Origin of the sequence: Leclercia barmai, from assembly GCF_049312895.1 — a bacterium.
In the GTDB taxonomy this organism is placed as follows: Bacteria; Pseudomonadota; Gammaproteobacteria; order Enterobacterales; family Enterobacteriaceae; genus Enterobacter; species Enterobacter barmai.
The window spans coordinates 554,320-573,210 of sequence record NZ_JBMNWZ010000001.1 but is presented as its reverse complement, the minus strand read 5'-3'; the positions used below and the strand labels follow the sequence as shown (position 1 = coordinate 573,210).

General features: G+C 59.7%; 19 protein-coding genes and 1 riboswitch. Of the genes, 10 read left to right on the top strand and 9 right to left on the bottom strand.

Annotated features, from left to right (window positions below):
- Positions 1-10: 10 nt before the first annotated feature.
- The gene (locus tag ACOYA6_RS02665) at positions 11-511 is read left to right on the top strand and encodes a fimbrial protein (protein WP_039029395.1); all 501 of its coding nucleotides are present in this window, start codon (positions 11-13) and stop codon (positions 509-511) included.
- Here the strand turns inward: ACOYA6_RS02665 and dinG are convergent.
- Both dinG and rhlE read right to left on the bottom strand, forming a co-directional pair.
- Positions 498-2,675 carry an ATP-dependent DNA helicase DinG gene (gene dinG / locus ACOYA6_RS02660; protein ID WP_039029394.1) on the bottom strand — a complete coding sequence of 726 codons (2,178 nt, stop codon included), beginning with the start codon at positions 2,673-2,675 and terminating at the stop codon, positions 498-500. The genes ACOYA6_RS02665 and dinG overlap by 14 nt on opposite strands.
- 95 nt (positions 2,676-2,770) lie before the next feature.
- On the bottom strand, positions 2,771-4,129 hold the full coding sequence (rhlE, locus tag ACOYA6_RS02655; RefSeq protein ID WP_039029393.1) for an ATP-dependent RNA helicase RhlE: 1,359 nt from the start codon (positions 4,127-4,129) through the stop codon (positions 2,771-2,773).
- A 226-nt stretch (positions 4,130-4,355) separates the two neighbouring features.
- Between rhlE and cecR the strand changes: the two genes are divergently transcribed.
- The 5 genes from cecR to ACOYA6_RS02630 all read left to right on the top strand — a co-directional run bounded on the left by cecR (position 4,356) and on the right by ACOYA6_RS02630 (position 10,072).
- The gene (gene cecR / locus ACOYA6_RS02650) at positions 4,356-5,033 is read left to right on the top strand and encodes a transcriptional regulator CecR (RefSeq protein ID WP_422653980.1); all 678 of its coding nucleotides are present in this window, start codon (positions 4,356-4,358) and stop codon (positions 5,031-5,033) included.
- A complete protein-coding gene (hlyD, locus tag ACOYA6_RS02645; protein WP_039029391.1) occupies positions 5,030-6,025 on the top strand; it encodes a secretion protein HlyD in 996 nt (331 codons plus the stop codon). Before cecR ends, hlyD begins: the two co-directional genes overlap by 4 nt.
- Positions 6,018-7,754: an ATP-binding cassette domain-containing protein gene (locus tag ACOYA6_RS02640; protein WP_422653979.1), complete on the top strand. Its 1,737-nt coding sequence runs from the start codon at positions 6,018-6,020 to the stop codon at positions 7,752-7,754. Before hlyD ends, ACOYA6_RS02640 begins: the two co-directional genes overlap by 8 nt.
- Positions 7,747-8,880, top strand: coding sequence for an ABC transporter permease (locus tag ACOYA6_RS02635; protein WP_138369541.1), 1,134 nt, complete (start codon positions 7,747-7,749; stop codon positions 8,878-8,880). The genes ACOYA6_RS02640 and ACOYA6_RS02635 overlap by 8 nt, the downstream gene beginning before the upstream one ends.
- A gap of 85 nt (positions 8,881-8,965) precedes the next feature.
- The gene (locus ACOYA6_RS02630; RefSeq protein WP_422653978.1) at positions 8,966-10,072 is read left to right on the top strand and encodes an ABC transporter permease; all 1,107 of its coding nucleotides are present in this window, start codon (positions 8,966-8,968) and stop codon (positions 10,070-10,072) included.
- Here ACOYA6_RS02630 and ACOYA6_RS02625 read toward each other — a convergent pair.
- Positions 10,034-10,444, bottom strand: a complete 411-nt coding sequence (locus ACOYA6_RS02625; protein WP_138369543.1) for a YbhQ family protein — start codon at positions 10,442-10,444, stop codon at positions 10,034-10,036. The two genes, ACOYA6_RS02630 and ACOYA6_RS02625, sit on opposite strands and share 39 nt — an antisense overlap.
- A gap of 132 nt (positions 10,445-10,576) precedes the next feature.
- On the opposite strand from ACOYA6_RS02625, the gene ACOYA6_RS02620 reads away from it, so the two are divergent.
- The 3 genes from ACOYA6_RS02620 to ACOYA6_RS02610 are packed head-to-tail and all read left to right on the top strand — an operon-like array spanning position 10,577 to position 13,538.
- Positions 10,577-11,338: an endonuclease/exonuclease/phosphatase family protein gene (locus ACOYA6_RS02620; protein WP_039029386.1), complete on the top strand. Its 762-nt coding sequence runs from the start codon at positions 10,577-10,579 to the stop codon at positions 11,336-11,338.
- The gene (clsB, locus tag ACOYA6_RS02615) at positions 11,335-12,576 is read left to right on the top strand and encodes a cardiolipin synthase ClsB (protein WP_422653977.1); all 1,242 of its coding nucleotides are present in this window, start codon (positions 11,335-11,337) and stop codon (positions 12,574-12,576) included. Before ACOYA6_RS02620 ends, clsB begins: the two co-directional genes overlap by 4 nt.
- Complete coding sequence (locus tag ACOYA6_RS02610; protein ID WP_039029384.1) at positions 12,576-13,538, top strand: lysylphosphatidylglycerol synthase domain-containing protein; 963 nt, start codon at positions 12,576-12,578, stop codon at positions 13,536-13,538. The genes clsB and ACOYA6_RS02610 overlap by 1 nt, the downstream gene beginning before the upstream one ends.
- Before the next feature lie 85 nt (positions 13,539-13,623).
- Here the strand turns inward: ACOYA6_RS02610 and ACOYA6_RS02605 are convergent, their stop codons facing one another.
- The 6 genes from ACOYA6_RS02605 to moaA all read right to left on the bottom strand — a co-directional run bounded on the left by ACOYA6_RS02605 (position 13,624) and on the right by moaA (position 17,093).
- On the bottom strand, positions 13,624-14,331 hold the full coding sequence (locus tag ACOYA6_RS02605) for a Bax inhibitor-1/YccA family protein (protein ID WP_039029383.1): 708 nt from the start codon (positions 14,329-14,331) through the stop codon (positions 13,624-13,626).
- Between the two features lie 58 nt (positions 14,332-14,389).
- A complete protein-coding gene (gene moaE / locus ACOYA6_RS02600) occupies positions 14,390-14,842 on the bottom strand; it encodes a molybdopterin synthase catalytic subunit MoaE (RefSeq protein ID WP_138369545.1) in 453 nt (150 codons plus the stop codon).
- A gap of 1 nt (position 14,843) precedes the next feature.
- On the bottom strand, positions 14,844-15,089 hold the full coding sequence (gene moaD / locus ACOYA6_RS02595) for a molybdopterin synthase sulfur carrier subunit (RefSeq protein ID WP_039029381.1): 246 nt from the start codon (positions 15,087-15,089) through the stop codon (positions 14,844-14,846).
- Complete coding sequence (gene moaC / locus ACOYA6_RS02590) at positions 15,082-15,567, bottom strand: cyclic pyranopterin monophosphate synthase MoaC (protein WP_039029380.1); 486 nt, start codon at positions 15,565-15,567, stop codon at positions 15,082-15,084. Before moaC ends, moaD begins: the two co-directional genes overlap by 8 nt.
- Positions 15,568-15,570: 3 nt before the next feature.
- A complete protein-coding gene (gene moaB / locus ACOYA6_RS02585) occupies positions 15,571-16,083 on the bottom strand; it encodes a molybdenum cofactor biosynthesis protein B (RefSeq protein WP_039029379.1) in 513 nt (170 codons plus the stop codon).
- Positions 16,084-16,103: 20 nt separating this feature from the next.
- Positions 16,104-17,093 carry a GTP 3',8-cyclase MoaA gene (gene moaA / locus ACOYA6_RS02580; protein WP_422653976.1) on the bottom strand — a complete coding sequence of 330 codons (990 nt, stop codon included), beginning with the start codon at positions 17,091-17,093 and terminating at the stop codon, positions 16,104-16,106.
- A riboswitch (molybdenum cofactor riboswitch) is annotated at positions 17,081-17,215 on the bottom strand. Its footprint overlaps the gene before it by 13 nt.
- Positions 17,216-17,440: 225 nt before the next feature.
- Here moaA and yvcK point away from each other — a divergent pair.
- On the top strand, positions 17,441-18,349 hold the full coding sequence (gene yvcK / locus ACOYA6_RS02575) for a uridine diphosphate-N-acetylglucosamine-binding protein YvcK (RefSeq protein ID WP_039029377.1): 909 nt from the start codon (positions 17,441-17,443) through the stop codon (positions 18,347-18,349).
- The last annotated feature ends 542 nt before the right edge of the window (positions 18,350-18,891 follow it).

The window sequence follows — 18,891 nt, the reverse complement described above, 5'->3', positions numbered from 1 at the left end:
GAGGACTCCGATGAAATACGTCGCCCTTTTAGTCCTGCTTGCCAGCGCCTGCGCGCAGGCCACCGATGTGTCACTCAGCATCCAGGGCAATATTTACGACACCGCCTGTCAGTTAGACAGCACCAGCCAGAACAAGGTGGTTGACCTGGGTCAGGCCATCGCCAGTGATTTTAAGGCCATCGGTGATGTCGGAGAGTGGAAGAATTTTGATATTACCCTGTCGAACTGCCCGCCAAACCTGGCGCTGGCGACCATCAGCGTCGACGGGCAGCGTGATCAACACCACCCGTTCAAGTTTGCCAACACCGGTACGGCAACAGGACTGGCGCTGGAGCTGGCAGATCGCACCGACTCCATCATTCTGGCCCCGCAAGCGAGATTTAATGCGGTGATCGACCCGGTCACCCACAGCGCTGATTTTCCGATGGCGGCGCGCTATTACACCTCGCAAACCCCCGTCACCGCCGGACAGTTTACCAGCGTGGTGCTGATTACCTTCACTTACCAGTAGGACCGCGCCTCTTAGCATGGACGCTTTTCTTCCGCCCGGCGGCCAGTTTTGCCGGGCGTTTTTTTACCTCAGGCACTTCTGGCTGCTCGATAGGGAAGACTGGCAGAGCGTTCAACAGCCGCTTGCCGTAGTTTTTGGTCAGCAGACGTTTATCGTAGATCACCACTTCCCCCCAGCAGCTGTGGCTGCGAATAAGACGCCCGACCTGCTGGATCAGGTTGAACGACGCCGCGGGCAGGCTCTGCACCTCAAACGGGAAGCGGTTCAGGCTTTTCAGCCACTCGCCCTCGGTGAGCACCACCGGGCTGTCGATAGGCGGAAAGGCAATCTTGTGGATATGGACCTGGGTCAGATAATCCCCTTTCAGATCCAGCCCTTCGGCAAAGGACTGGAGCCCCACCAGCACGCTGCGCTCCCCGGCCTCAATGCGCTTGCGGTGCAGCTCCACCAGCCGGTAGCGGGGCTGATCCCCCTGCACCAGCAGGAGCAGGCGCAGGTCGGTAACAAAGGTTAAAAACAGATTCATCGCCCGGGCGCTGGCGAACAGCACCAGCATGCCGGGGTACTTTTTGCTCTCCAGCTGCTCGCGGAAGTAGGCCGCCATCTCGGCCAGGTGCTGCTCTTCGTTGTCGATCAGCGGCTCATACTGCATGCGCGGAATGACGATTTTGCCCTGCTCGCAGTGGTTGAACGGCGAATCAAGCGCCACAAAGCGATCCCCCGCTTTCTCCTTCAGGCCGCTCATCTCCTGCAACCGCGAGAAACTGTTCAGGGAGCGCAGGGTGGCGGAGGTGACCACCACGTGTGGGACGCTGCGCCAGAGCAGCTTTTCCAGCTGATCGCTGACGCGGATCCCCGCGCAGTGGAAGAAGAGGTGCACCTGCCCCTCCCTGACTTCCCGCGTCACCCACTTGGTGACCGGCGCACCGGAGGCCTGGGCCATCGATGCCAGCCGCCACAGCTTGCTCTGCCCTTCAAACATGCCCAGGGCGCGGTTCATCTGCAGCAACACCCGGTGGACACGCACCACGTCGTGAGTGCCGGTTTTCTCACTCAGATCGTTTAAAAACAGCTCCGCCAGCCCGCGCAGTTTTTCGATAAGCTGCGCCAGTTCGCGGCAAAGAGACATGATTTCATCCGGCAGCTCACCCATCTCAAAGCGGTGCTCTGCCTCCTGACCGGCAGGAAGATAGAGATTGAGGATGTTATTCAGCGAGGCGATGTGGGTGTAAATCGTTTCGCAGTGCTCGCTGAGGCGCTCCGGGATCGCCAGCGGCGGAATGGTCTTCGGGCGGAACTGATCCATGCAGGTCGCCACCAGCTTGCAGAACAGATCCAGCTGCAGGCGGAACCACGGAGCGGTGATTTCGGCGCTCATCTCCAGCGCATCGCGGGCGACGTCCGGCAGGTGATGGCCTTCATCCAGCACCAGCAGCAGGTTTTTCGGGTCCGGCAGGACGGCTTCGCTCTCCATCGCCGCCATCACCAGGGCGTGGTTGGCGACCACCACTTCGGCCTCCTGGATCTCCCGGCGGGCGACAAAGAACGGGCATTCGCGATAGTAGTGGCAGTTGCGGTTCAGGCAGCTGGCCTTGTCGGTGCTGAGCCTGCGCCACAGATCGTCGCTGATGGCCTGATCGGTGTGATCGCGAAGGCCATCCCATTTGTAACCGTCCAGATCGGTTTTCAGCTTCGCGCACTGCTCTTGCTCGGCCTTGTTGTTGGGGGTCAGCTCGTCATCGAGAAACGCCAGCAGATCCTGCTGGGTGGGTTCGGTGCTGGCCAGCGCCGCTAAGTTGCGCGGGCAGACATAGCGCCCGCGCCCGAAGGCCGCGGTAAAGCGCAGCTCGGGGATAATTTTGCGCAGCAGGGGCAGGTCTTTGCTGTAGATCTGATCCTGCAGGGCGACGTTGGCGGTGCTCACCACCAGCGTCTTTTGCTCTTCCCGGGCAATGGCGATGCCGGGGATCAGGTAGGAGAGGGTTTTACCGACCCCGGTCGGGGCTTCAATTGCCAGATGTCGACCCTCGTCACCGGCGAGCGTTTTTGCCACATCGGCAATCATCTGCCGTTGCGGAGCGCGGGGAATAAAGTCGGGGATCTGCTGTTGCAGCGCCTTATACCAGGCGGCAATTTGCGCTTTCAGCGCGGCGGTTAAAGCCATGATGAACCTGAAATACTGTATAAACAGCCACTATTGTGGCACTTTCTTAAGCGAGCCGCAAAAGAAAAGCCCGGCTTTACGACCGGGCTTCCAGATTACTGCGCGCTGGCAGGTTTGCGCGGACGGCGTCGGCGCTGGCCTTCACCTGCCGGTTTCGCATCACCGTCGCGACGCGGTGGCTTGCTGGCCGCTTTCGGCGCGCCGCCTTCGCTACGGCGTGGCTGCTGACCGCGACCGCCGCCGCCCTGCCCGCGTCCACCGCCCTGACCACGACCGCCCTGACGTCCGTTCTGGATCGGCTCGGCTTTGATCGACGGGTCCACGTCATAGCCGTCGAGAGCAATACGCGGGATCTCTTTTTTCAGCAGGCGTTCGATGTCGCGCAGCAGTTTGAGTTCATCGACACACACCAGCGACAGCGCTTCGCCCGTGGCCGCCGCGCGACCGGTACGACCGATACGGTGAACGTAATCTTCCGGGACGTTCGGCAGCTCGTAGTTCACCACGTGCGGCAGCTCTTCGATATCCAGGCCGCGGGCGGCGATGTCGGTTGCCACCAGCACGCGGATGTCGCCGGATTTAAAGTCGGCCAGCGCGCGGGTACGTGCCCCCTGGCTCTTGTTGCCGTGGATGGCCGCGCTGCGGATCCCGTCTTTGTTCAGCTGTTCTGCGAGGTGGTTCGCACCGTGTTTGGTACGGGTGAAGACCAGCACCTGCTGCCAGTTGCCTTCGCCAATCATCTGGGAAAGCAGCTCGCGCTTGCGCTTTTTGTCCACCATGTGCACATGCTGGGTCACCTGCTCGGAGGCGGTGTTGCGACGCGCCACTTCCACTTCCAGCGGGTTGTGCAGCAGTTTTTCGGCCAGGCCTTTAATCTCATCGGAGAAGGTGGCAGAGAAAAGCAGGTTCTGGCGGCGGGCAGGCAGTTTTGCCAGCACGCGGCGAATATCGTGGATAAAGCCCATGTCGAGCATGCGGTCGGCTTCATCGAGGACCAGGATCTCCACGCTGTCGAGCTTCACGGCGTTCTGGTGTTCCAGGTCGAGCAGACGGCCCGGGGTCGCCACCAGCACGTCCACGCCGCTGCGCAGTTTCATCATCTGTGGGTTAATGCTTACTCCACCGAACACCACCAGCGAGCGGATGTTGAGATAGCGGCTGTACTCACGCACGTTCTCACCCACCTGGGCGGCCAGTTCACGGGTCGGGGTCAGGATCAGGGCGCGCACCGGGCGACGGCCTTTGGCGTGCGGCTCTTTCTGGATCAGGCGTTGCAGCAGCGGCAGGGTAAAGCCGGCGGTTTTACCGGTTCCGGTCTGGGCGCTGGCCATCAGATCGCGACCGGCCAGCACGGCAGGAATGGCCTGCTGCTGAATAGGGGTAGGTTCGCGGTAGCCCTGCTCTTCTACAGCGCGCAGAATTTCCGGGTCTAGGCCAAGGGTATCAAAAGACATAACAACTCCGAACCGCCCCGACCATTTTCAGGTGTAGTTTTCAGGGAGATAGTGACAAATAGAAGGACAAAAACCACGGTGTCGCGAAGCAGCGGAGTGTAGCAGCTTTTGTGACATGGCGCATAAATTATCCCGTCGGAGGCGATTTCCCCAGGCAACAAAACTGGACAAGGTCAAAAAACAGTCATAATCTTAATCAATCGATTGATTAATTTTGTGTGCCGCTATGAATCCGATCCCGACCACCACCAAAGGCGAGCAGGCCAAAAGCCAGTTAATCGCCGCTGCGCTGGCGCAGTTTGGCGAATATGGGCTGCATGCCACCACCCGCGATATCGCCGCCCAGGCCGGGCAGAATATCGCCGCCATCACCTACTATTTTGGCTCGAAAGAGGATCTTTACCTCGCCTGCGCCCAGTGGATCGCAGACTTCATTGGCGGCCATTTTCGCCCGCATGTGGAGGAAGCCACCGCGCTGTTGGCAGAGCCTGAACCGGATCGCGCCGCCATTCGCGGGCTGATCCTTAACGCCTGCAACAACATGATCCAGCTGCTGACCCATGACGATACGCTGAACCTGAGCAAGTTTATCTCACGGGAGCAGCTCTCCCCTTCCGCCGCCTATCAGCTGGTGCACGATCAGGTTATCGCCCCGATGCACACCCACCTGACCCGGCTGGTGGCGGCCTATACCGGCCGCGACGCACAGGATACGCAGACCATTTTGCACACCCATGCCCTGCTGGGGGAAGTGCTCGCCTTTCGTCTCGGGCGGGAGACCATTCTGTTACGCACCGGCTGGACCGAATTTGATGAGGATAAAGCGCTGCAGATTAGTCAGGTCATCACCTGTCATGTGGATTTGATCCTGCAGGGCTTAACGCAAAGGAGCCTGGAGTCATGAAGAAACCTGTCGCCATTATTGTGGCCGTGGTGGTTGTGCTGGCAGCCGGTATCGGCGGCTGGCTGTGGTATCAGAGCCAGCAGGATAAAACGCTGACCCTGTACGGGAACGTCGATATCCGCACCGTGAATATGAGCTTCCGGGTTGGCGGACGGCTGGCGGATCTGAGCGTGGATGAAGGCGATGCTATCACCGCCGGGCAGACGCTCGGCGAGCTGGATAAAGCCCCGTACCAGAACGCCCTGTTGCAGGCCAAAGCGGGCGTTGCCGTGGCCCAGGCGCAGTACGACTTAATGCAGGCGGGCTACCGTGACGAAGAGGTGGCCCAGGCCGCCGCTGCCGTTAAGCAGGCGCAGGCCGCCTATGACTACGCGCAGAATTTCTTCAATCGCCAGCAGGGGCTGTGGAAAAGCCGCACCGTGTCGGCCAACGATCTGGAGAACGCCCGCTCCTCGCGGGATCAGGCTCTGGCGACCCTGAAATCTTCTCAGGACAAGCTGCGTCAGTATCGCTCCGGTAACCGCGAGCAGGATATCGCCCAGGCCAAAGCCAGCCTCGAACAGGCTCAGGCCCAGCTGGCACAGGCCGAGCTGGATCTGCACGACACCACGCTGGTCGCCCCGGCCAACGGCACGCTGATGACCCGCGCCGTGGAGCCCGGCAGCATGCTCAACGCGGGCAGCACGGTGCTGACCCTGTCGCTCACCCGCCCGGTGTGGGTGCGGGCCTATGTGAACGAAGCCAGCCTCGGAGAGGCTAAACCGGGGCGCGAGGTGCTGCTCTACACCGACGGTCGCCCGGACAAGCCGTATCGCGGGAAAATCGGCTTTGTCTCCCCCACCGCCGAATTTACGCCAAAAACCGTTGAAACCCCGGACCTGCGTACCGATCTGGTCTATCGCCTGCGCATTGTCGTCACCGATGCCGACGACGCCCTGCGCCAGGGGATGCCGGTGACCGTCAGCTTCGACAACGGGCAAACCCATGAGTGATGCGGTGATCCAGCTTACCGGCCTGGTGAAACGCTTTGCCGGGATGGACAAACCCGCCGTCGCGCCCCTCGACTGCACGCTGCAGAAGGGCTACGTCACCGGGCTGGTGGGCCCGGACGGCGCGGGCAAAACCACCCTGATGCGCATGCTGGCCGGGCTGCTGAAGCCCGACGAAGGTACCGCCAGCGTGCTGGGGCTGGATCCGGTCCAGGACGATCGCGCCCTGCACGCCATGCTGGGCTATATGCCGCAGAAGTTCGGCCTGTATGAAGATCTGACGGTGATGGAGAACCTGACCCTCTACGCCGACCTGCGCAGCGTCACCGGTGAAACGCGGGAGAAAACCTTTCAGCGCCTGCTTGAGTTTACCTCGCTGGGCCCCTTCACCGGGCGGCTGGCGGGCAAGCTCTCCGGCGGTATGAAGCAGAAGCTGGGGCTGGCCTGCACCCTGGTGGGGGAACCGAAGGTGCTGCTGCTGGACGAACCCGGCGTCGGCGTCGACCCTATCTCCCGCCGCGAGCTGTGGCAGATGGTGCACGAGCTGGCGGGCGACGGGATGTTGATCCTCTGGAGCACCTCCTATCTCGACGAAGCGGAGCAGTGCCGGGACGTGCTGCTGATGAACGAAGGGGAGCTGCTCTATCAGGGCGACCCCACCAAACTCACACAGAGCATGACCGGGCGCAGCGTGCTGCTGCACTCTCCCCATGAGAACAACCGACGCCTGCTGCAGCGGGTGCTGAAGCTGCCCCAGGTGAGCGACGGCATGATCCAGGGGAAATCGGTGCGGGTGATCCTTAAAAAAGAGGCCAGCACTGACGATCTGCGCCATAACGCGGATCTGCCGGATCTGGCTATCGAAGAGACCGCCCCGCGCTTCGAAGATGCCTTTATCGATCTGCTCGGCGGCGCAGACACCGCCGAATCGCCGCTGGGGGCTATTCTGCATACCGTGGAGGGCACGCCCGGCGAAACGGTGATTGAGGCGAAATCCCTGACCAAAAAATTCGGTGATTTTGCCGCCACCGATGACGTTAACTTTGCGGTGAAACGCGGAGAAATCTTCGGCCTGTTGGGCCCCAACGGCGCGGGCAAATCCACCACCTTTAAAATGATGTGCGGCCTGCTGGTGCCTACTGCCGGTAAAGCACTGGTGCTGGACATGGATTTGAAGGTCAGCTCCGGCAAGGCGCGCCAGCATCTGGGCTATATGGCGCAAAAATTCTCCCTCTACGGCAACCTGACCGTGGAGCAGAACCTGCGCTTTTTCTCCGGCGTCTACGGGCTGCGCGGGCGGGCGCAGAGTGAAAAAATCGCCCGCATGAGCGAGGCCTTTGGCCTGCGCCAGGTGGCTGGCCAGGCCACCGACGCGCTGCCACTCGGGTTCAAGCAGCGGCTGGCGCTGGCCTGCTCCCTGATGCATGAGCCGGACATTCTGTTTCTCGACGAACCCACCTCCGGCGTCGATCCCCTCACCCGCCGGGAGTTCTGGCTGCATATCAACAGCATGGTGGAAAAAGGGGTGACGGTGATGGTCACCACCCACTTTATGGATGAGGCGGAGTACTGTGACCGGATTGGGCTGGTCTATCGCGGCAAGCTGATTGCCCACGGCACGCCGGACGATCTTAAGGCTCAGGTGGCGGACGAGCAGCAGCCCGACCCCACCATGGAGCAGGCGTTTATTACGCTCATCAACGACTGGGATAAGGAGCACGGCCATGTCTGATACCGCCCTCTCCTGGCGTCGGGTCCGCGCCCTGTGCATCAAAGAGACGCGGCAGATCGTCCGCGACCCCAGCAGCTGGCTGATTGCGGTGGTGATCCCCCTGCTGCTGCTGTTTATCTTCGGCTACGGGATTAACCTCGACTCCAGCAAGCTGCGGGTGGGCATTCTGCTGGAGCAGCACAGCGAAGAGGCGCTCGACTTTACCCATACCCTGACCGGCTCGCCCTATATCGACGCCACCATCAGCGACGATCGCCAGCAGTTAACCCAGATGATGCAGGCCGGGCGCATTCGCGGCCTGATTGTCATCCCGGTGGATTTCGCAGCCCGCATGGCGCAGGCGAACGACACCGCCCCCATCCAGGTAATCACCGACGGCAGCGAGCCCAACACCGCCAACTTCGTGCAGGGCTATACGGAAGGGATCTGGCAGCTGTGGCAGATGCAGCGGGCGGAAGATCGCGGCGAAAAATTCGAGCCATTAATCGACGTCCAGACCCGGTACTGGTTTAACCCGGCGGCCATCAGCCAGCACTTTATTATCCCCGGCGCGGTGACCATTATCATGACGGTGATCGGCGCTATTCTGACCTCGCTGGTGATCGCCCGCGAGTGGGAGCGCGGCACCATGGAGGCGCTGCTCTCCACCGAAGTGACGCGCACCGAGCTGCTGCTGTGCAAGCTGATCCCCTACTATTTCCTCGGGATGCTGGCGATGCTGCTCTGCATGCTGGTGTCTGTTTTTATTCTCGGCGTACCTTATCGCGGCTCGCTGCTCATACTGTTCGTCATCACCAGCCTGTTTTTACTCAGCACCCTGGGGATGGGGCTGCTTATCTCCACCATTACCCGCAACCAGTTTAATGCCGCCCAGGTAGCGCTGAACGCCGCGTTTCTGCCGTCGATTATGCTGTCCGGGTTTATTTTCCAGATCGACAGTATGCCAGCGGTGATCCGCGCGGTGACCTACATCATCCCGGCGCGCTATTTCGTCAGCACCCTGCAAAGCCTGTTCCTGGCGGGCAATATCCCGGTGGTGTTGATTGTGAACCTGCTGTTTTTGATAGCGTCAGCGGTGATGTTTATTGGGCTGACGTGGATGAAAACCAAACGGCGGCTGGATTAGCCGTCCTGCATCGGTTGTGCCCGGTGGCGCTGCGCTTACCGGGCCTACGGGGCCTGTTGATTTTGTGGCGTTTTGAGGAGCTATTATGTTTCACCGTTTATGGACATTGATCCGCAAAGAGCTGCAGTCGCTGCTGCGCGAGCCGCAGACCCGGGCGATTTTGATTCTGCCGGTGCTGATCCAGGTGCTGCTGTTCCCGTGGGCGGCGACGCTGGAGGTGACGAACGCCACCATCGCCATCTATAACGAAGATAACGGCAAACATTCGGTGGAGCTGACCCAGCGCTTTGCCGGCGCCAAAGCCTTTACCCATGTGCTGCTCCTTAAGAGCCCGCAGGAGATCCAGCCCACCATCGACACGCAAAAGGCGCTGCTGCTGGTGCGCTTCCCGGCCGATTTCTCGCGCAATCTCGACACCCTGCAGACGGCGCCGATGCAGCTGATCCTCGACGGGCGTAACTCCAACAGCGCGCAGATTGCCGCCAACTACCTGCAACAGGTGGTGAAGGATTATCAGCAGGAGCTGATGGAGGGCAAACCGAAACCGAATAACAGCGAGCTGGTGGTGCGCAACTGGTATAACCCGAACCTCGACTACAAATGGTTTGTGGTGCCATCGCTGATCGCCATGATCACCACCATCGGGGTGATGATCGTCACCTCGCTGTCGGTGGCCCGCGAGCGCGAACAGGGCACCTTCGATCAGCTGCTGGTCTCCCCGCTGTCCACCTGGCAAATCTTCGTCGGCAAGGCGGTTCCGGCCCTGATTGTCGCTACCTTCCAGGCCAGCATAGTGCTGGCGATTGGCATCTGGGCCTATCACATTCCCTTTGCCGGATCGCTGCTGCTTTTCTACTTCACGATGGTGATTTACGGGCTGTCGCTGGTGGGGTTTGGGCTGCTGATCTCGGCGCTCTGCTCGACCCAGCAGCAGGCGTTTATCGGGGTGTTCGTCTTTATGATGCCCGCCATTTTGCTCTCGGGCTACGTCTCGCCGGTGGAGAACATGCCGGTGTGGCTGCAGAATTTAACCTGGGTGAACCCGATCCGGCACTTTACCGATATCACCAAGCAGATCTATCTGAAGGATGCGAGTCTGGATATTGTGTGGGGGAGTTTGTGGCCGCTACTGGTGATAGCGGCCGTGACGGGCTCAGTGGCGTACGCGATGTTTAGACGCAATATCGCGTAGCTTTTTGTCTTTCGCTAACAGGGAAACGACCGCCGGTCCTGCGAGGATAGCCAGACCTGCCAGGGCCAGCAGCAGGTTGTTTTGCAGCACGCGGGAGAGCAGCCACAGCACAATCAGTGCCGCACCGAAATACCAGGTGGTGGTGAGCTCTTCGAGCACATCCGCCACTTCGCGCCAGCGCTCTTCATGATGACGCTGTAAAAAGAGCATCAACAGGACGGTCACGCCGTACAGCACGCATAATCCTAAGCCGACCCGCACCAGGGTCCCGCTCATCCAGGCCATTACCAGTACGGCCACGACCAATAAATGCAACATAATCTGCCAGCAACTCAGGCCGGTTGCGACGCGTATGCGTTGTTGCCACTTCATGGCACTCTCCTGAAGGATTTTACTCTGCATGTTCAGACTATCGCACTTTACGGAAAATTCCGTAACACAGCACCTTTTTGTGACGACGACTACACTTTATTTTCATCAGGATAGTGACGCGGGAAGGAGTGTATGGCCCAACAAACCCGGCATTTTTCGCTTAAAGTGTTAACGATCAACATTCATAAAGGATTCGCGGCGTTTAACCGCCGTTTCATTCTGCCCGAACTGCGTGACGCCGTGCGCACCGTCAGCGCGGATATTGTCTGCCTGCAGGAAGTGATGGGCGCGCACGAAGTGCATCCCCTGCATGTGGAAAACTGGCCCGATACCAGCCACTACGAATTTCTCGCCGACACCATGTGGAGCGATTATGCCTACGGGCGCAACGCCGTCTATCCCGAGGGGCATCACGGCAATGCCGTTCTCTCCCGCTACCCGATCGAACACTATGAAAATCATGATGTGTCGGTGGGCGAGAGCGAAAAGCGCGGGCTGCTCTACTGCCGGATTGGCATACCCGAGCTGAACAGGCCGCTGCACGTGGCTTCGGTTCACCTTGGCCTGCGCGAAGCGCATCGACAGGCGCAGCTGCAGATGATGTCCGAGTGGGTCAACGGCCTGCCCGAAGGGGAGCCGGTGGTGGTGGCGGGCGATTTTAACGACTGGCGCCAGCGCGCCAACCATCCGCTAAAAGCGGAGGCCGGGCTGGAGGAGATCTTCACCCTCGCCCACGGCAGGCCTGCCCGCACCTTCCCGGTGAGGTTCCCGCTGCTGCGTCTGGACAGGATCTATGTCAAAAACGCTCATGCCAGCAGCCCCACCGCGCTGGCCCTGAGCAACTGGCGTCACCTTTCCGACCATGCGCCGTTAAGTGCGGAGATTCATCTATGAAATGTTCATGGCAAAGCGGCAACAGGATAAAGCTGCTGGAGAATGGCGATCAATATTACCCGGCGGTATTTGCCGCCATTGAGAAAGCCCAGAGCCGGGTGCTGCTGGAAACCTTTATCTGGTTTGAAGACAACGTAGGGCGAAAGCTGCATGCGGTTCTTCTGCGCGCCGCCCAGCGCGGGGTGCATATCGAAGTGCTGCTCGACGGCTACGGCTCTCCCGACCTCAGCGACGAGTTCGTCGGGGAACTGACCTCGGCAGGGGTGGTATTCCGCTACTACGATCCCCGTCCACCTCTTTTTGGTATGCGCACCAACGTCTTCCGCCGCATGCACCGTAAAATCGTGGTGGTGGATGAGAAGGTGGCGTTTGTCGGCGGGATTAACTACTCCGCAGAACATATGTCGGACTATGGCCCGGAGGCCAAGCAGGATTATGCCGTCCAGGTCGAAGGGCCGGTGGTGCAGGATATTTTGCAGTTTGTCGTGGAAAATCTCCCCGGCAAAGCGGCGGTTCGTCGCTGGTGGAAACGGCGTCACCGCGCGGAAGAGAACACCAAACCGGGTGAAGCCCAGGCGCTGTTTATCTGGCGCGATAACGAAGAGCACCGGGACGATATTGAGCGCCACTATCTGAAGATGCTGGCCAATGCCCGGCGCGAAGTGATCATCGCCAACGCCTACTTCTTCCCGGGCTATCGCCTGCTGCACGCCATGCGCAACGCGGCGCGGCGCGGCGTGCGGGTCAGGCTGATTGTGCAGGGCGAGCCGGATATGCCGATTGTCACGGTGGGCGCGCGTCTGCTCTACAACTATCTGGTGAAAGGAGGCGTCGAGATTTACGAATATCGCCGCCGTCCCCTGCACGGCAAAGTGGCGCTGATGGACGATCACTGGGTGACCGTCGGCTCCAGCAACCTTGATCCCCTCAGCCTGTCGCTGAATCTGGAGGCAAACCTGATCATTCACGATCGCGAATTTAACCAGACCCTGCGCGACAACCTCACCGCCATCATCGCCGAAGACTGCGTGCGGGTGGATGAGTCGATGGTGCCGAAACGCACCTGGTGGAATCTGGGCAAGAGCGTGGTGGTGTTCCACTTCCTGCGCCACTTCCCGGCGCTGGTCGGCTGGTTGCCAGCCCATACGCCGAAGCTGGCGCAGGTGCCGCCGCCGGTACAGCCTGAGATGGAGACGCAGGATCGCGTCGAGGCAGGCAATACGGGGGTAAAACCCTGATGAGTAAAAAACATTCGCGCTGGCATCTGGCAAAGAAGATCCTCACCTGGGTGTTCTTCATTGCTGTTGCGGTGCTGCTGGTGGTTTACGCCAAAAAGGTCGACTGGGCCGAAGTATGGAAGGTTATCCGCGACTACGACCGCCTGTCGCTGATGGGCGCAGTGGCCCTGGTGGTGCTGAGCTTCCTGCTGTATGGCTGTTACGATCTGCTGGGGCGGGTCTACTGCGGGCATAAGCTGGCAAAGCGTCAGGTCATGCTGGTGTCGTTTATCTGCTACGCCTTTAACCTGACCCTGAGTACCTGGGTTGGCGGCATCGGCATGCGCTACCGGCTCTACTCCCGCCTGGGGCTGCCCAGCGGCACCATCACCCGCATTTTCTCCCTGAGTATCACCACCAACTGGCTGGGCTACATCCTGCTGGGCGGGGTGATCTTCACCGCGGGCGTGGTGCAGTTGCCCGATCACTGGTATATCGATCAGTCGACGCTGCGCATTCTCGGCATCGTGCTGCTGCTGGTAATCGCTTTCTACCTGTGGGCCTGCGCCTTCGCTAAGCGGCGTCATATGACCATCAAGGGGCAGAAGCTGGTGCTTCCCTCCTGGCGTTTCGCGCTGGCGCAGATGGGGATTTCCGCCGCCAACTGGATGGCGATGGGGGCGATTATCTGGCTGTTGATGGGCGAAGACGTGAACTACTTCTTCGTGCTGGGGGTGCTGCTGGTGAGCAGTATCGCCGGGGTGATTGTTCATATCCCGGCCGGGATCGGCGTGCTGGAAGCGGTGTTTATTGCCCTTTTAGCGGGGGAGCACGTTTCTCACGGCACCATCATCGCCGCCCTGCTGGCCTACCGCATGCTCTATTACTTCCTGCCGCTGGGGCTGGCAACGGTCTGTTATCTGGTGCTGGAGAGCCGGGCGAAGAAATTACGCGCCAAAAATGAGAGAGAGATGGTGAAGTAAGTGCGGGCTATGCCGGGTGGCGCTGCGCTTACCCGGCCTACGGGTTCTGTAGGCCCGGCAAGCAACGCGCCGCCGGGCACCACAATCAACGACGGTTGCCGAAAATACGCAGCAGCATCAGGAACAGGTTGATGAAGTCCAGATAGAGGGTTAACGCTCCAAGAATCGAGTACTTGCGCAGGTTTGAACTGTCGCGCACGTCGATCTGCTCACCGATGTTTTTCAGCTTTTGCGTGTCGTACGCCGTCAGGCCGACAAAGACAATCACTCCGATATAGGTCACCGCCCACATCAGCGCTTCACTCTTCAGCCAGAAGTTCACCAGCGACGCCAGCACAATCCCAATCAGCGCCATAAACAGCATATTGCCAAACCCGCTCAGGTCGCGTTTAGTGGTGTAGCCGTAAAGACTCATCGCGCCGAACATCCCGCCCGCGACCACAAAGGTACTGGCAATCGAGGAGTAGGTGTAGACGATGAAGATACTGGAGAGCGTCAGGCCGGTCAGGGCCGAATAGAGCATAAACAGCGTGGTGGCCATCCCTGCGCTGAGCTTATGCACCAGCCCCGAGAGGACAAACACCAGCGCCAGCTGGGCGATAATCAGGCCAAAAAAGGTGATCTTGCTGGAGAAGACAAACATCATCACCGCAGGGGTGTTCGCGGAAAACCATGCGACAAACGCGGTGAGCAGCAAACCGCAGGTCATCCAGCCGTAGACCTGGGCCATGTAGGTTTGCAGCCCGGTACGGCTCTGCTGAACGATGGAATCGGAACGGGGAAATCTGTCCATAACGCACTCCTTTTTAAGTGGACACACAGTTAAAGCCTAACACATCCCGGCAATCCGGCTACCAGCGGCTGGCGGCTTCCTTGTCGCTGTCGCGGGACTCGACCCAGCGATCGCCCTCTGGGGTGGCTTCGCGCTTCCAGAACGGGGCGCGGGTTTTCAGATAATCCATAATGAACTCGCCCGCCGCAAAGGCGCTGCCGCGATGGGCGCTGGTCACGCCGACAAAGACGATCTCTTCGCCCGGCCACATCTCGCCGATGCGGTGGATCACGGTGACGCGGCCGAGCGGCCAGCGCTCGCGCGCCTGGTCGACGATCTCCGCCAGCGCCTTTTCGGTCATGCCGGGATAGTGCTCAAGGGTCAGCGCCTTCACGCTGTCGCCCAGATTGTGGTTGCGCACTTTGCCGGTGAAGGTGACCACCGCCCCGTCTTCGTCACGCTCCGCCAGCCAGCTGTACTCGCTCCCGACGTTGAAACGCGCCGCCTCGACAACAATTTTGGTCTCCGCCATCTCAGCCCCCGGTAACCGGTGGGAAAAAGGCCACCTCATCGCCAGGCTTCACCGGATGGGTGAACTCCACCAGCGTCTGGTTTACCGCCGCCAGCAGTTTTTCTGCGTCCAGCGCCAGCGCCCAGCGATCGCTTTGCGCCGCCAGATGCGCCCGCAGCGCTTCCACGGTATCGACCTGAATATCCAGCGTCAGGCTGTCGGTGTTCACCAGCTCACGCACCTGCGCAAAAAACAGTACTTTAATCATTCTCTTGTGCCCTGAAATCACCCGATTTACCGCCGCTTTTCGCCAGCAGGCGAACCGGGCCGATAACCATATCCTTCTGCACCGCTTTGCACATGTCGTAGATGGTCAGCGCCGCCACGGAGGCCGCGGTTAAGGCTTCCATCTCCACCCCGGTTTTCCCGGTCAGGCGGCACAGCGACTCAATGCGCACGCGGTTATGCTCCTGCTCTGCCCGCAGGTTGACCTCCACTTTGCTGAGCATCAGCGGATGGCACAGCGGGATCAGCTCCCAGGTGCGTTTTGCCGCCTGGATCCCGGCGATGCGCGCGGTGGCGAAGACATCCCCTTTGTGGTGGCTGCCGTCAACGATCATGGCCAGGGTTTCCGGGAGCATGGTGACGAACGCTTCCGCGCGCGCTTCGCGCACGGTCTCGGCCTTGGCGGAGACATCCACCATATGCGCTTCGCCAGCGGCGTTAATGTGGGTCAGTTGCGACATAGCTTACTTCTTCAGATGAGGATGGAAATTACAGGGACGCGTGCGGGCATCCAGCTGCGGGGCGATGATGTTTTCCCAGGCGGTGCGGCACGCTTTGGTTGAACCCGGCATGGCAAAAATCACCGTGTTGTTGGCGATCCCCGCGACGGCGCGAGACTGCAGGGTGGAGGTGCCGATCTCTTCAAAAGAGAGCATGCGGAACACTTCCCCAAAGCCTTCGATTTCGCGATCGAACAGCGGCAGCAGCGCTTCCGGGGCCTGATCGCCCGGGGTAAAACCGGTCCCGCCGGTGATCAGCACTACCTGGACGTCGTCACTGGCTACCCAGCGCGACACTTCCGCGCGAATGGCGTAGCGGTTCTCTTTCACGATCGCCTTGTCGACAATGTGATGCCCCGCCTCGTGGGCCGCATCGCGCAGCCAGTGCCCGGAGGTGTCATCCTCTTCGCCGCGGCGTTCGGAAACGGTAAGAATAGCAATACGCGTCGGGATAAATTCAGCGCTTACCTGACTCATCTTCTGGTTCCTTGTAGCGATTACCCGCCAATATATGACAGGTTCTGGGTGATCCCGGTGTTGCCCTGATGCAGGAAGTGGGTCTGTTTTTTGTGCATCAGCGCGTCAGAAATGCGTCCTTCCAGCGCCGCCTGCTGCGCGTCATCGGCCAGCAGATCGCGCAGATCGACGCCGCCGTCGCCAAACAGGCACAGGTGCAGTTTACCTACCGACGAGACGCGCAGGCGGTTACAGCTGGCGCAGAAGTCTTTTTCATACGGCATGATAAGCCCGATCTCCCCTTCGTAGTCGGGGTGGCAGAAGACCTGCGCCGGGCCGTCGCTGCGCTGGCGAAGCTGGTGGATCCAGCCGCGCTTGAGCAGTTCATCGCGCAGCACCATGCCGGAGATGTGGTGGCGGGAGAAGAGATCGCTGCCCTCACCCGTCTCCATCAGCTCGATAAAGCGCAGTTGAATGCGGCGGGGTTTGATCCACGCCAGGAAGGTGTCCAGCTGATGATGGTTCACATCGCGCATCAGCACGGTGTTGACCTTCACCTTCTCGAAGCCAGCAGCAAATGCCGCATCGATGCCGTCCATCACCTGGTGGAATTTATCCTGGCCGGTGATGGCATGAAACTGACGGGCATCGAGGCTGTCGACGCTGACGTTAATCGCCGTCAGGCCCGCCTCGCGCCACTGCGCGACATCGCGCGCCAGACGATAGCCATTGGTGGTGACCGCTATCTGGCGGATGGCGTCATTTTCACGCACCGCCGCGATGATATCGGTGAAGTCCCGGCGCAGCGAGGGTTCGCCGCCGGTAAGACGGACCTTCTCGGTTCCCATGGCGGCAAACGCGCGCGTGACGCGGCGCACTTCATCCACGGAGAGAAAGCCGTTATTGGTGACGCCGCCGGGTTTGTAGCCATCCGGCAGGCAGTAGGTGCAACGGAAGTTGCACACATCGGTAATCGACAAACGCAGGTAAAAAAACTTACGCGCGAATGCATCGGTAAGTTGTGAAGCCATGTACACCTTTCCTGATACGGGAGGCACAGTCATTTCTTCCTGTACCCTGGTGGCGAAACCGCCACGGCCAGGGCACCATATCTGTCGACACAGGTGCCAGGGCTAGAGTGTATGTTTTCAGTGATGAAAACGTGGTTATGCCGATATTAGCGTGTTAAACAGAGTTTCGCTATCGTCGGCTTTCGCTATATAAACTTGTATATAGCGAGCTAATCGTGCAATTTCGAATTAGAATACTCAATTATCATACTTTTGCATTGATATACGTCATTTTGAGCCGGTCGCAGCATCGTCATTTAGGAGTAGTTGAGTTACTGTTTACGCATTGGTCTTATTAAGGAATTTTTATGCGCAATCGCACTTTTGCGGATCTTGACCGGGTGGTCGCTCTCGGCGGAGGCCACGGACTGGGCCGGGTCATGTCCTCGTTGTCGTCGCTTGGCTCCCGCCTGACCGGGATCGTCACCACCACCGATAACGGCGGCTCAACCGGACGCATCCGGCGCTCCGAAGGCGGTATCGCCTGGGGGGATATGCGCAACTGTCTGAATCAGCTTATCACCGAACAGAGCGTGGCTTCGGCGATGTTTGAGTATCGTTTTGGCGGAAATGGCGAACTTTCCGGGCATAACCTCGGAAACCTGATGTTAAAGGCGCTGGATCACCTCAGCGTGCGGCCTCTGGAGGCGATCAATTTAATTCGCAACCTGCTTAAAGTGGATGCGTTTCTTATCCCAATGTCCGAACTTCCGGTCGATCTGATGGCAATCGACTGCAACGACCATGAAGTGTATGGCGAGGTAAATATCGATCAGCTTCCCACGCCGCCAAAGGAGCTGATGCTTTATCCCTCCGTTCCGGCGACCCGCGAAGCGGTGGAGGCAATTGGCGAAGCGGATTTGATCCTCATCGGCCCCGGCAGTTTTTACACCAGCCTGATGCCGCTGCTGCTGATTAAAGAGCTGGCACAGGCAATGCGGCGCACGCCTGCCCCGGTGGTCTATATCGGTAATCTGGGCCGCGAGCTCAGCCCGGCTGCCGCGGGGCTTTCGCTGGCCGACAAGCTGGCGCTGATGGAGCAGTACGTGGGGAAAAAGATTATCGATGCGGTGGTGGTCGGGCCTAAAGAGGATGTCTCAGGTATGGAAGGCCGGGTAGTGGTGCAGGAGCCGCTTGAGGCCAGCGATATTAAGTACCGCCATGACCGGCATCTGTTGCGCGTGGCGCTGGAGAAGGCGGTACAGGCGTTGGGTTGAGTGCGGTTTGTATTGCTGCGCTTACCGGACCTACAAGCTGGTGCGGTCTGATGCCCTCATCCCGGCCTTCTCCCACAGGGGTGAGGGATCCCCACAAAAAAATAATGGCACGATCTGCCCCCTCTCCATTCAGGGAGAGGGTTGGGGTGAGGGGGAGCATGTGACTGTGGTGGTGGTTCCGTTCACTGTATGTTTTGTGCTTCTCTGTCAGCCACGCCACCCGTGAACGTGCTAAGTGGGCTCGCCGCCGCCCCCTTAGCAATCCCGGCTCCCGGCCAGGAAAATCGCCGCTTCGCGGTGCACTCAGCTTATTCCCGCAGGCTTAGGGTCGGGGGCGATCCTACATCCATGTAGGTCGCCCCCTCTCGGCGCATCCCTGCGCCTCGCCCCGGCCTGCGGTCAACGCTTCGTCGATTTTCAGCCGGACGAGGTAGTCGCTGTAAATCCCTTATTATCCTGAAATTATTTCATCGCGGTAAACATACGAAAATTACTGGGGATTCCTCATCCCACAGAGATAAGGTGCAAACCCTAAAAATGGC

Coding starts and splice junctions, on each gene's coding strand:
- ACOYA6_RS02665 (WP_039029395.1), top strand. CDS start 11: ATGAAATACGTCGCCCTTTTAGTCCTGCTTGCCAGCGCCTGCGCGCAG.
- dinG (WP_039029394.1), bottom strand. CDS start 2,675: ATGGCTTTAACCGCCGCGCTGAAAGCGCAAATTGCCGCCTGGTATAAG.
- rhlE (WP_039029393.1), bottom strand. CDS start 4,129: ATGTCTTTTGATACCCTTGGCCTAGACCCGGAAATTCTGCGCGCTGTA.
- cecR (WP_422653980.1), top strand. CDS start 4,356: ATGAATCCGATCCCGACCACCACCAAAGGCGAGCAGGCCAAAAGCCAG.
- hlyD (WP_039029391.1), top strand. CDS start 5,030: ATGAAGAAACCTGTCGCCATTATTGTGGCCGTGGTGGTTGTGCTGGCA.
- ACOYA6_RS02640 (WP_422653979.1), top strand. CDS start 6,018: ATGAGTGATGCGGTGATCCAGCTTACCGGCCTGGTGAAACGCTTTGCC.
- ACOYA6_RS02635 (WP_138369541.1), top strand. CDS start 7,747: ATGTCTGATACCGCCCTCTCCTGGCGTCGGGTCCGCGCCCTGTGCATC.
- ACOYA6_RS02630 (WP_422653978.1), top strand. CDS start 8,966: ATGTTTCACCGTTTATGGACATTGATCCGCAAAGAGCTGCAGTCGCTG.
- ACOYA6_RS02625 (WP_138369543.1), bottom strand. CDS start 10,444: ATGAAGTGGCAACAACGCATACGCGTCGCAACCGGCCTGAGTTGCTGG.
- ACOYA6_RS02620 (WP_039029386.1), top strand. CDS start 10,577: ATGGCCCAACAAACCCGGCATTTTTCGCTTAAAGTGTTAACGATCAAC.
- clsB (WP_422653977.1), top strand. CDS start 11,335: ATGAAATGTTCATGGCAAAGCGGCAACAGGATAAAGCTGCTGGAGAAT.
- ACOYA6_RS02610 (WP_039029384.1), top strand. CDS start 12,576: ATGAGTAAAAAACATTCGCGCTGGCATCTGGCAAAGAAGATCCTCACC.
- ACOYA6_RS02605 (WP_039029383.1), bottom strand. CDS start 14,331: ATGGACAGATTTCCCCGTTCCGATTCCATCGTTCAGCAGAGCCGTACC.
- moaE (WP_138369545.1), bottom strand. CDS start 14,842: ATGGCGGAGACCAAAATTGTTGTCGAGGCGGCGCGTTTCAACGTCGGG.
- moaD (WP_039029381.1), bottom strand. CDS start 15,089: ATGATTAAAGTACTGTTTTTTGCGCAGGTGCGTGAGCTGGTGAACACC.
- moaC (WP_039029380.1), bottom strand. CDS start 15,567: ATGTCGCAACTGACCCACATTAACGCCGCTGGCGAAGCGCATATGGTG.
- moaB (WP_039029379.1), bottom strand. CDS start 16,083: ATGAGTCAGGTAAGCGCTGAATTTATCCCGACGCGTATTGCTATTCTT.
- moaA (WP_422653976.1), bottom strand. CDS start 17,093: ATGGCTTCACAACTTACCGATGCATTCGCGCGTAAGTTTTTTTACCTG.
- yvcK (WP_039029377.1), top strand. CDS start 17,441: ATGCGCAATCGCACTTTTGCGGATCTTGACCGGGTGGTCGCTCTCGGC.